The 11,409-nt window shown below is 52.1% G+C and carries 9 protein-coding genes; 7 read left to right on the forward strand and 2 right to left on the reverse strand.

Features of this window, described 5'->3' with window-relative positions; translation table 11 throughout:
• Nucleotides 1-99: 99 nt before the first annotated feature.
• Nucleotides 100-804, reverse strand: coding sequence for a precorrin-2 C(20)-methyltransferase (locus NDI52_RS29285; RefSeq protein WP_190789217.1), 705 nt, complete (start codon nt 802-804; stop codon nt 100-102).
• Nucleotides 805-1,198: 394 nt separating this feature from the next.
• Here NDI52_RS29285 and NDI52_RS29290 point away from each other — a divergent pair, with 394 nt between their 5' ends.
• The 7 genes from NDI52_RS29290 (at nt 1,199) to NDI52_RS29320 (ending at nt 9,503) form a co-directional block, all read left to right on the forward strand.
• Nucleotides 1,199-2,797, forward strand: coding sequence for a gamma-glutamyltransferase family protein (locus NDI52_RS29290; protein WP_347280005.1), 1,599 nt, complete (start codon nt 1,199-1,201; stop codon nt 2,795-2,797).
• Between the two features lie 58 nt (nt 2,798-2,855).
• Nucleotides 2,856-3,275 carry a PPC domain-containing DNA-binding protein gene (locus NDI52_RS29295; protein ID WP_190775846.1) on the forward strand — a complete coding sequence of 140 codons (420 nt, stop codon included), beginning with the start codon at nt 2,856-2,858 and terminating at the stop codon, nt 3,273-3,275.
• Between the two features lie 214 nt (nt 3,276-3,489).
• On the forward strand, nt 3,490-4,515 hold the full coding sequence (gap, locus tag NDI52_RS29300; protein WP_190775845.1) for a type I glyceraldehyde-3-phosphate dehydrogenase: 1,026 nt from the start codon (nt 3,490-3,492) through the stop codon (nt 4,513-4,515).
• Between the two features lie 631 nt (nt 4,516-5,146).
• Nucleotides 5,147-6,487, forward strand: coding sequence for an ABC transporter substrate-binding protein (locus NDI52_RS29305; protein WP_190775864.1), 1,341 nt, complete (start codon nt 5,147-5,149; stop codon nt 6,485-6,487).
• Nucleotides 6,484-7,404 carry a sugar ABC transporter permease gene (locus NDI52_RS29310; RefSeq protein WP_190775844.1) on the forward strand — a complete coding sequence of 307 codons (921 nt, stop codon included), beginning with the start codon at nt 6,484-6,486 and terminating at the stop codon, nt 7,402-7,404. Before NDI52_RS29305 ends, NDI52_RS29310 begins: the two co-directional genes overlap by 4 nt.
• Nucleotides 7,405-7,449: 45 nt before the next feature.
• Nucleotides 7,450-8,313: a carbohydrate ABC transporter permease gene (locus NDI52_RS29315; protein WP_190789218.1), complete on the forward strand. Its 864-nt coding sequence runs from the start codon at nt 7,450-7,452 to the stop codon at nt 8,311-8,313.
• Between the two features lie 71 nt (nt 8,314-8,384).
• On the forward strand, nt 8,385-9,503 hold the full coding sequence (locus tag NDI52_RS29320; RefSeq protein ID WP_190775842.1) for an ABC transporter ATP-binding protein: 1,119 nt from the start codon (nt 8,385-8,387) through the stop codon (nt 9,501-9,503).
• A gap of 461 nt (nt 9,504-9,964) precedes the next feature.
• On the opposite strand, the gene NDI52_RS29325 is transcribed toward NDI52_RS29320, so the two are convergent.
• Nucleotides 9,965-10,936 carry a GNAT family N-acetyltransferase gene (locus tag NDI52_RS29325; protein ID WP_190775841.1) on the reverse strand — a complete coding sequence of 324 codons (972 nt, stop codon included), beginning with the start codon at nt 10,934-10,936 and terminating at the stop codon, nt 9,965-9,967.
• Nucleotides 10,937-11,409: the final 473 nt, after the last annotated feature.

Raw genomic sequence — 11,409 nt, forward strand, 5'->3', positions numbered from 1 at the left:
CTGGGGGCGAGAACTTCCTCGAAAACTTCGCCCTGCAAAAGAGTTCATTGTACTGATGACCTTGCATAGTTCGCTTATTTCGTACCCTCTGTCTCTACTTCAAGCCACCTGCACAATCAGCAGGGAGAAATACGGCAGTTTCAAGTGGGGGCGATCGCTCAAATCTGCATAAATTACCTGGTTGGGCTGTGTGGCTCGTTCGACCACATAGCTAGATTGCAAGAGCTGATGCCGTTGCAACACCTGCCACACCTGTTCGTAAACTGAGCTTACCTTCATTAGAACAATAACCTCGGAGTGGGCGATCGCCGTTTCCAAATCTGCAACAGTGTAGAGGGCCGGGAGGATGGTGAGGCGTTGCGATCGCACGGTTAGAGGAACTCCCAGTGCTGCTGCCGCCGCCATGGGAGATGAAATCCCAGGCACCGTTTCCACCTGTGCTTCTGGGTGGAACTGTTGCAAGGTCTGCGCCAGATAGGTGAAGGTGCTGTAAAAACTCACATCCCCTTCTGACACAAACACCACATCCTTTCCCAGACGTAAAAAATCCCAAACGGTTTCCGCAGCCGTTTTCCAGGCATGCTCTAACACATCGTCCTCTTGAACATAGGGAAATTCCAGGGGTAACTCTTGCTGCCCTGGCTGAATCCAGGGTGCAACGATCTGCTGGGCAACCCCTGGCTTTCCATGTAACCCTGCCGGAAAGGCCACCACCGGAGCCTGTTGCAACAACCGCAGTCCCTTGACCGTAATCAGTTCAGGATCCCCTGGCCCAGCACCAACCCCATACAAAACCCCAACCATGACGAATTTCTCAAAACAGACCACGCTCTACTCTAGCGAGTTACAGGCATCTGTTTGAAAGTCATTTTTTCGGGGACAAAGCGCACGAAAAAATGGCTTTCAAACAAACCCCAGGCTTACGCCAGTCCACTACGAAAAAGCGTAAGTCGGTGCTTTGTTACCTGTAAAACTCAGATTTTTTTGCTATTGCCCTGTACTGATACCCAATCAATGTGAAGCTGCACAGAATAGTGTGGGACGCATAGCGTCCCACACTATTCTGTGCAGCTTCATAAAAAACGGTATGAGGGAATTTTGGTTCCTTTGGCCAGCGACAGCATGAATTAAACGTGCAAACCATAGCGAAATCGCAAGTGCCGTGAAATGATTGGACGGTTGCTTGGAGGGTTGTGTCGTGAACGTTGAAAACTTGACAGTGTACCCCTATCCATCAGGGCGGCGAGTGGTGATGGGGAAGCGCTGCGCCCTGGCTACTAGCCAACCTCTGGCCACGACAGCCGGGCTCGAAATGATTTGTGCCGGGGGCAATGCCGTGGATGCAGCGGTGGCCATGGCGATCGCCCTCACTGTCGTCGAACCCACCTCCAATGGCATTGGCTCTGACGCCTTTGCCATCGTCTGGGATGGAGCGCTTCATGGCCTGAATGCCTCCGGGAAAAGTGCTCAGAATCTCTCCCTAGCTGCTTTTGAAGAACACTCTCAGGTGCCATTGTACGGCTGGCTACCCGTGACCGTATCAGGCGCTATCTCCAGCTGGCGTGCTTTATGGGAGCGGTGGGGCAAGTTGCCGTTTGAGAAATTGTTTGAACCCGCCATTCGGTTCGCTGAGGAAGGCTACCCCGTTTCCCCCGAAACGGCTCGTGCCTGGAAGCGGGCCGAGCCGCTATTTCTGTCGCTGCAAGGTCAGGAGTTTGAAGCGTTTAAGCAGGTGTTTTTTGCGGGCGATCGCGCACCCAGAGCAGGGGAAATTTGGCGTAGCCCAGGCCATGCCGCAACCCTACGGGAACTGGCTGAAACAGGGGGCGAGAGTTTCTATCAGGGCAAACTGGCTGAAAAAATCACCCAATTTGCTGCCGATACAGGTGGCTTCCTCACTCTCGAAGACTACGCTAACCATCAACCTGATTGGGTTGATCCCATTAGCACCACCTATCGTGATCTCACGGTTTGGGAAATTCCCCCCAACGGCCAGGGCATTGCCGCTTTGATGGCCTTGAATATTCTTGAGGGATTTGACCTGGCCCGATACCCCCGAGACTCCATCGAAAGCTTCCACCTGCAAATTGAAGCTATGAAGCTTGCCTTTGCCGATGTGTATCGCCATGTGGCCGACCCCACTCACATGGCCATATCGGTCGAGCAGATGTTGGATAAGGGTTATGCCAGCGATCGCCGTGCCCTGATTCAAGACACCGCGATTCCCCTGGCAAACCCCGGTCTGCCCAAAGGTGGCACTGTCTACCTGGCTGCCGCCGATGGCGAACTCATGGTGTCGCTCATTCAATCCAACTTTGAGGGCTTTGGTAGCGGCATTCTCGTTCCGGGCACTGGCATTGCGCTACACAACCGTGGCTCTGGTTTTACCCTGATGGCCAATCATCCCAACCAATTTGCGCCGGGCAAGCGTCCCTTCCACACCATCATCCCTGGCTTTCTTACGCGAGATGGGCAACCCGTTGGCCCGTTTGGTGTTATGGGGGCACCCATGCAACCCCAGGGACATGTGCAGGTCGTCGTCAATATGACCGACTATCACCTCAATCCCCAGGCCGCCCTGGACGCCCCTCGATGGCGCTTCCTGGAGGGGAACACTGTACTGCTAGAACAAACCGTTCCCCGCTTCGTCACTAGCGGGTTGAGCGATCGCGGTCACGCGGTCAAAGTCACTGGAGGCGTCGAGTTTTTTGGTAAAGGCCAGATAGTGCTCCGCTCTGGAGAAGCGCTCATAGCAGCGTCGGAGCCGAGGGCAGATGGAGGGGCGATAGTGCTCTAGACGTCAAGGGGCACGAAATGCCCCTTTCACCACACCTATTTGAAACTTACCCCTGACCATGCTCCCAACGCCCCTCCACGCGATCGCCCTCCGCCTCTGCCCAGGACAAGACCTGCGGTTAGAACTGGATGCCCTGGTGCAGAAAAAACAGTGGAAGGCGGCCTGTGTGCTGACCTGTGTCGGAAGTTTGACGCGGGCAACTCTGCGGCTAGCTGGCCAACTCAACGGCACTACCTATCAGGGACCGTTTGAAATTGTGTCGTTGACTGGGGTCATGGGGGTAGCGGGATCGCATTATCATATGGCGATCGCAAACTCTACCGGGCAAACATTGGGAGGTCATGTGTTGCCAGGCTGCTGTATCTACACCACAGCTGAACTGGTGATTGGCGTGTTACCCGCTCTTCACTTCACACGAGAACTCTGTTCCTTAAGCGGGTATTCAGAGCTGAAAGTTTGCCCCCATGAGAAAGAATGATACAGAGTAGGCAATTTACGCATCTTTACTCTATGTTGATGGGCTACTCAACCCGTCTATCGACATATTTCCTACTTGACAACAGATACCCTTGCGTTTTGGTCAATCTTCCACGCTAGGCTAATTCGAAGACCTTAATAAAGCCTGTGATCCCATTGGGATTGCCAGAACATGCCCTACCGTGGGCAGTAGCACGTATGAAAGGAGTTTCACCATGGCCCTTAGAGTTGGTATCAATGGCTTTGGCCGCATTGGCCGCCTCGTATTCCGAGCCTGCTTCCAAAATCCCAACATCGAAATCGTCGGAATCAATGACCTGGTACCCCCCGACAACTTGGCTTACCTGTTGAAATACGACACTACCCACAAACGCTACAAGGGCACCGTTGAAGCCAAAGACGATGGCATTGTTGTGGATGGTGTCTTTGTTCCCACGTTTGCTGTACGCAATCCTGAGGAACTTCCCTGGGGTAAGCTCAACGTTGATTATGTTGTGGAATCGACGGGCCTGTTTACGACCCATGAGGGTGCATCCAAGCACATCACCGCGGGAGCTAAGCGGGTAATTATTTCGGCTCCTACAAAAGACCCTGACAAAGTACGAACCATGGTTGTAGGGGTCAACGAAGAACAGTTTGAACCGGGTAGCGACACCATTGTGTCTAATGCCAGCTGTACGACCAACTGTCTGGCCCCCATTGCCAAAGTCATCCATGAAAACTTTGGTCTGGCAGAAGGGCTGATGACAACTGTTCACTCGGCTACTGCGACCCAGCCCACTGTTGATGGCCCCAGTAAAAAAGACTGGCGGGGCGGTCGTGCAGCATCCCAAAACATTATTCCGTCCTCTACCGGGGCAGCGAAGGCAGTAACTTTGGTGCTACCTGCCCTTAAAGGTAAGCTGACGGGGATGGCCTTCCGCGTTCCGACTCTCGATGTATCAGCGGTTGACCTCACCTTTAAGACGGAGAAAGCCACAAGCTACGCCGAAATTTGTGCCGCGATGAAAAGTGCTGCGGAAGGCGAGCTCCAGGGTATTTTGGGTTACACCGATGAAGAAGTGGTTTCTTCAGACTTCATCACCGACAGCCACTCCAGCATTTTTGATGCGGGAGCAGGTATCGAGCTGAATTCCAACTTTTTCAAAGTGGTCGCCTGGTATGACAACGAGTGGGGTTACTCCTGCCGCGTTGCTGACCTGATGCTGGCGATGGCAAAAGAAGATGGAATTGTAAGCTAGTCAATTGGCTATTTGCAATTTCAATCAATAATATTAGAAGCCGCAGTTCTTGAAAGAACTGCGGCTTCTAATATAAATGCGATTAATCGCACGAAGTAGCGTTAAGTTAGCGAAACGGATCACAGTAAATTGAAATACCCTTCAGGTTATTGGATTAGCAAAATATAGGATCATACATGGCTTGTGGAATACTTTTGAAAAGCTAGTTTTAACAAACCGAAAAACAGGATCTGGACACTATCTAAAGTACTAATTTGCAATGTAATACTAAATCAATATGAAGCTGCACAGAATGAGGGTGGGGGCGCGTATGCGCCCCCACCCTCATTCTGTGCAGCTTCATATAAAAACGGTATAAGGAGTTGTATTTCTTTAGAAACTATGGCTTCTTACATTATTTATCTGTAATGCCAATATTTAATAGCAATACAAACCCTACACTTTAAGTTCTCTAAAGTTTATAAGTGCGATCGCCTTACCATTTGTATCATCTGAATTAATGAATTGTTATTGACAAAGCGTGAAGTTAAAGTATGAATTTTTGATTGATTCACACTTTAGATAGATGACAATGAGAGACGCATAGAGGTTTGAAAGCTAATCAAAAAAGCTCTAAATTCCTAATATTATGATGCTTTTCAAGAAACTTCTTAGACATAACAGTTCTCAGTGGCAAGTACATCTGCGATCGCGTTCTCTCCGGGTTTGGATTGCTGCGCTGATTGGATGTTTAACCTGCTTTCTAGTTCTACTGCCGGTTTTCTCTCAGCAACCTGTCGAAATTCGTTTCCTCATGCTGGCGCCGGAGACACCGCTTTTTGCTCCCTTAATCGAGGAGTTTGAGCGAGAAAACCCCGACATTCGTATTCGCATGGTGGAAGGGCCAAATGCTACCAACTTAGTCGAGGATTTATACACCTCCGCCTTGTTGTTGGGTAGCTCTCCCTACGACTTGATCAACCTGGATGTGGTGTGGACCGCTAAATTTGCAGCGGCAGGGTGGTTGATGGATTTGAGCGATCGCGCCACTCCCCAGGAACTAGCCCAACACCTCGAAACCAGCATTGAAGCCGGACGCTACCAGGACAAGCTCTACCGCATTCCCTGGCGCACAGATGCTGGTGTTTTGTTCTACCGCAAAGACTTACTACAAGAAGCCGGGCTTCAACAGCCCCAAACGTTCACCGATTTACTAGAGGTCTCTAAAACCCTGCAACAAAAGACCGGTGTGGATTGGGGCTATCTCTGGCAAGGGCGGCAGTACGAAGGGGTTGCTGCCATGTTTGTAGAAGTGTTGTCAGGCTTTGGTGGTTATTGGATTAACCCCGAAACCCTGGAGGTTGGGCTGGATCAACCCGAAGCCATCAACGCTGTGAATTTCCTGCGGGGCACTGTTCGCCAAGGAGTGTCACCGGGCGGCGTTACCACCTATCAGGAAGAAGAAGTACGCCGTCTGTTTCAAAGTGGTGGAGCGGCCTTTATGCGCAACTGGCCCTATGCCATACCACTGCTGAACTCGGAAGAGTCAGCCGTGCGTAATAAAGTCGGCATTCGCCCCATGCTCAGTATGCCAGGTGGCCAACCTGGAAGTTGTCTGGGTGGATGGGGATGGGGTATTCTCAGTTCCACCCCGCACCCCGAGGAAGCCTGGCGGGTGCTGCAATACTTCACGAGCGAACGGGTGCAGCGCATTAATGCATTGAAAGGCTATCTGCCCAGCCTACGTTCACTGTACGAAGACCCCGAAATTCTAGCCGAATTTCCCCATTACGCCGAGATGGCACAGGTGTTCGAAAAGACGGTGCTGCGGCCTTCAATTGCTCAGTATGCTCAAGCCTCTGACATTTTACAGCGCTATCTCAGTGCCGTCTTCTCAGGCCGCATGGCCCCAGAAGATGCCATGCAAACCGCTGCCAGTGAAACTCGCAGTTTACTGGGACGACTCAGTTCAGCACAGGAGGCACGGGGATGACCCAGGCTACTAATACCGATGTCATTGTGCAGCGCGATCGCCGCATTGGCTGGCTGCTCTTACTCCCTGCCCTCCTGCTCCTCATCGCGGTATTCGCTTTTCCCATCGGGCGCGCCTTCTGGCAAAGTTTCTACACCCAAAACCTGGGTACTGAACTCCAACCTCAATTCTCCGGTCTAGAAAACTATGGCCGCATGATGCAGGATGGACGTTTTTGGCAGACCCTGGGCAACACAACGGTATTCACCGTCGTATCGGTCCTTCTGGAATTTGTGTTGGGGTTGGCGATCGCCCTCGTTCTCAATCAAGCTTTCCGTGGCCGTAACATCGTTCGTACCATTGCCATCCTGCCCTGGGCCTTGCCCACTGCCCTGATCGCTCTGGCTTGGGCCTGGATTTTTAATGATCAGTATGGTGTCGTCAACGACCTGTTACGCCGAGTTGGGCTGATTGACCAGGGCATCAACTGGTTAGGCAACCCCAATCTAGCGATGATGGCCGTCATCATCGCGGATGTCTGGAAAACGACCCCCTTCATCAGCATCCTGCTCCTGGCAGGCCTGCAATCCATTCCCGACGACCTCTACGAAGCTCACCGAATCGACGGGGCAACTCCCTGGCAGAGCTTCCAACGCATCACCCTCCCCCTGCTGATGCCCCAGATTGTCATCGCCCTCGTATTCCGATTTGCCCAGTCCTTCGGCATCTTCGACCTGATCGCTGTTATGACTGGCGGTGGTCCCGGTGGTGCGACGGAAACCGTCTCTCTATACATTTACGCCACGGTGATGCGCTACCTCGACTTTGGTTACGGAGCCGCTCTCGTCGTCGTCACATTCCTGCTGCTCGTGCTGGCTGTGGCGATCGCTGCCTTCTTCCTCAACCGCTCCCGCGCCAAGACCAGCGCTGCCCCCTAACCCTATCCACTCATCCACCCCTGTCTGCACCCTAACGCTACCCCCATGACTACCACTGCCACCGCACCCACCCAAACCACCCACTCCACCCGCCGCTGGCTCCTCCCTCTCAGCGTCATTCTGGTTGTGCTCTTCTGTCTGGCTCCCGTGTTGTGGCAGTTACTGACCTCCGTCAAAACCAACCCCGACATCTCAGCTATCCCTACGGTGTACCTGCCTCGCGAGTTCACCCTGGATCATTATCGGGAACTGTTTGTGCGGCGACCGTTTTTGAACTATATGTTCAATAGCTTGCTGGTGGCCTTGCTTTCCACAATCCTGGCTCTGGGGCTGGGAGCCCCGGCAGCTTACGCACTGGCCCGGTTGCGGTTACAGGGCCAACGCATCATTCTGGCCGGAATTCTCATCGTCACCCTATTTCCCCCGATCCTTCTATTCCTGGGTTTACTCAACGTTGTGCAGGCTCTCAACCTGGGCAATAACTATCTGGCGTTGATTCTGCCCTATGCGGCGATCAACTTGCCGCTGACGATTCTGGTTATGCGTAGCTTCTTCCAACAATTACCCAAGGATTTGGAAGACTCCGCTAAGGTTGATGGCTACAGCACCGTTGGTCTACTGCTCCACATCGTTCTTCCCCTTACACTCCCCGCTCTCGCCACCACGGGAATTCTCACCTTTATCTCGGCCTGGAACGAGTTCATCTTCGCCCTCACCTTTATCACCGAGGAGTCTATGAAAACCGTTCCCGTTGCGGCCTCCCAAATTGGTGGAGCCTCCATTTTTGAAATCCCTTACGGCCCCATTGCTGCTGCCACCGTAGTTGGCACGCTCCCCCTCGTTGCCCTCGTCCTCCTGTTTCAGCGCCAAATCATTAAAGGCCTTACCTCGGGGGCGGTCAAAGGCTAGCCAACTTTTTTTCATGTGCTCCACGCCTGAGAAACCAAACCATTACCCGTTATCAATTACCCCTTAAAAAAATGACCAGCATTGAATCTAAGCCCACCCACTCCGCTACCGCCACGCGTTCCACCCTGGAACTGCGGGGCCTTAACAAAACCTTTAGCCCAACGGTCATCCCGGTCAAAAACCTCGATCTCAGCGTCGATCGGGGAGAATTTCTCACTCTGTTGGGGCCATCGGGCTGCGGTAAATCGACGGTGTTGCGGATGATTGCAGGTCTGGAGCAGCCAACTCGGGGGCAGGTGTTGTTAGAGGGTAAGGACGTAACGCGTTTGGGACCGGGCGATCGCAACATGTCTATGGTGTTTCAGAGCTACGCCCTCTACCCACATATGACGGTGGCCGAAAACATTGCTTCGGGTCTCAAACTGCGCAAAGTTCCTCGTCATGAGATTGAGGAGCGGATTCAAGAAGTGGGGAATTTCTTGGGGCTGCAACCTCTGCTAAACCGTCGTCCTAGCCAGCTTTCGGGGGGGCAACGACAGCGGGTAGCCGTCGCCCGAGCCCTGGTTCGCCGCCCCTCTGTATTTCTCTTAGACGAACCTCTGAGTAACCTGGATGCCCTGTTGCGGGAGAATGTGCGCGCTGAGCTGAAGCAACTCTTTGAACATCAACAGGCTCCTGTCGTATACGTAACCCACGACCAGACCGAGGCGATGACGTTATCTACTAAAGTTGCTATTCTCAGCGAGGGCCATTTACAGCAGTTAGATACACCTCACCGCATCTACACCCATCCGGCCAATCGTTTTGTCGCCGGATTTGTCGGCAGCCCTCAAATGAACTTCCTGATGTTGCCCTGCGAGGGACAGACCGCAATTTTGGGGCACTCTCGCATTCCCTTGCCTCGAGCCGTCCCACCCAGTACCCGCCGCATCGTGTTGGGAATTCGCCCAGAACATGTGCAGGTGGCGCAGGGCGATCGCGCCACCGTCTCCGGCGAAATCTTCCTGGTAGAAAACCTGGGTATGCACAACCTGGTGAGTGTTCGCGTCCCCGATATCGAAGGGCAACCAACTCTGCGTCTACTGCTCACCCCCGATCGCCATCCCACCGGTCAACAACTGCACCTCACCTTTCCCCCACAAGATATGCACTGGTTTGATGCTGAAACTGGAGATGCTTTACGTGATTAAATCAGGACATCTTCATGAATGCTATGTGTGACGGATAATACCCATCACACACATAGTTGTCATCATAGTTTGTATCGAAGGGGGAGAAGCAGAATTTCATTTAATCTCTCCTTCTGGTACAGGCTTTTTGATCACATCTACATCGTTAATATTTTAGCCCTAACGTCAGTTCGGGATAAGCCGAACCGCCCATTATTGCGTGCGCGTTGCACACGCAATAATGGGCTTTTTCGAGTGCCGCGCTTCGCGCGGCACTCGAAAAAGCCCTTAACCCGAACTGAGGTTATTTTAGCCCTAGTATCGAAATTTAATAAGTTGTAACTGAATGGCACTGATGTAAAAGATTTAGATTCCCGGTTTTTTAGAAAAACCGGGAATCTAGGTACTCAGATTTCGCTTATTTCAGTGATATTCACCTGTAACTCTTTTTGTGACCCTTCTGATGTAGCTAAATGTCGCAATTAACACACTCGTTTATGGAATGTGATGAAGCGGCGGAACTCTTCAAACCCAGCAGAGCGATACAAGCCTAGTGCACCGTTAGGATTATCTACATCAACGCCCAGCAAAGCACTATTCATACCCGCAGCGACCAGCCGGTGCAGACCTGCTAGTAGCATGGCGCGACCTAACCCCTGCCGACGAAAACCCCGACGCGTTCCCAGTAAATTGATCCAGCCTTCTTGTTGACCCGATCGCGCATTTTCCTGCATATCGATCTGGGCATAGCAGAACGCGGCCAGGGTACCGTCTGGAGAAACGGCAACAAAATCCATCGAAGCATCATAGTTCGACATGCTGGTGTAGTAGCGATACTCCTCCAGAGTCATCGGATGGTGGTTCCAGTGGTCGATGAAGGACTGATTAAACATCTCCACCCAGGCTTCTGCATCCACTTCAGGGTCAACCTGTCGAATGTAAAATCCGTCAGGTAGCTGAGGTTCTGGAACAGGTTCGATGAGCGATCGCCGCATTCGAAAGAAGTACCGTACCGGCGAACAGCCAAACTGCTCATACTGAGCGATGCGTTCAACAAATGTATCTCGGCAGCCCATTCGCAATTCAACAGCTTGGGATGGCTCCGTGGAAAGCAGCCGCAATCGCTGTTCAGCCCATGCCAAAATATCGTTTTCTAGCCCTTGTCCTCGGGCATCGGGATGCACAAAGAAGTGCAAGTATCCTTCACGATTATTCGCAGAGATAGGCCGCCAGAGAGTCGCAACGGCTTGTAGGGTTTCATCGCGATCGCGCCATACCTGAAGATCCTGATCACGGTCAAAGCAGGGGTCGTTGAAATCCTCCTGAAGTTCACTAGCGGAAGTACCGCCATCCAGCTCATCAACAGTAGCGCAAAGGTTATAGAGGTCAGCGATCGCCTCCAATTCTGTATCGCTGCTAAGGGATTGGCGGCAGAAATTGCTCAAAGTCGCCATGGTAGCCTCCCATCGGCTGTACACATTCACAGCGGAAATATATTGGATTTCCGACAATGTATTACACATACTACATTGAAATTAAATATCTGGCACTCACCCATTTGGGTACTTTCTTTTCCAAGAAATTTCAGAGGCGGTTTGAGAAGTTAATTTTTCGTACACGACGGGCACGAAATTCGAAATAAGATCCAGAAACCCGGTGTCTTTAAAACACCGGGTTTCTAGAATCCAACAAATTAGCCCTACTGAACCACGCATATCTAGTAGGCTGCGGCCTAAGTTCGCAACCTATGTTTTTGTGTGAGGTGCGAAGCACTCCACACAAAAACATAGGTGATGGATTTCCGCCTCAGCATACTAGTGGGTCATCTGGCGTGAGTATTGCCATTTCAGGTGGAGCATTTCAGGCCACCAAGGACTGGGTTACAGCCCCAGACCCTCCTAATCGATGCTTAGGTCGTTTAGATCGC

The organism is Leptolyngbya sp. PL-A3, from assembly GCF_039962325.1.
In the GTDB taxonomy this organism is placed as follows: domain Bacteria; phylum Cyanobacteriota; class Cyanobacteriia; order Elainellales; family Elainellaceae; genus Vacuolonema.

What these genes read in the sequence shown, in the direction of transcription:
- NDI52_RS29285 (WP_190789217.1), bottom strand. Translation starts at nt 804, where the DNA reads ATGGTTGGGGTTTTGTATGGGGTTGGTGCTGGGCCAGGGGATCCTGAA.
- NDI52_RS29295 (WP_190775846.1), top strand. Translation starts at nt 2,856, where the DNA reads ATGCTCCCAACGCCCCTCCACGCGATCGCCCTCCGCCTCTGCCCAGGA.
- gap (WP_190775845.1), top strand. Translation starts at nt 3,490, where the DNA reads ATGGCCCTTAGAGTTGGTATCAATGGCTTTGGCCGCATTGGCCGCCTC.
- NDI52_RS29305 (WP_190775864.1), top strand. Translation starts at nt 5,147, where the DNA reads ATGCTTTTCAAGAAACTTCTTAGACATAACAGTTCTCAGTGGCAAGTA.
- NDI52_RS29310 (WP_190775844.1), top strand. Translation starts at nt 6,484, where the DNA reads ATGACCCAGGCTACTAATACCGATGTCATTGTGCAGCGCGATCGCCGC.
- NDI52_RS29315 (WP_190789218.1), top strand. Translation starts at nt 7,450, where the DNA reads ATGACTACCACTGCCACCGCACCCACCCAAACCACCCACTCCACCCGC.
- NDI52_RS29320 (WP_190775842.1), top strand. Translation starts at nt 8,385, where the DNA reads ATGACCAGCATTGAATCTAAGCCCACCCACTCCGCTACCGCCACGCGT.
- NDI52_RS29325 (WP_190775841.1), bottom strand. Translation starts at nt 10,936, where the DNA reads ATGGCGACTTTGAGCAATTTCTGCCGCCAATCCCTTAGCAGCGATACA.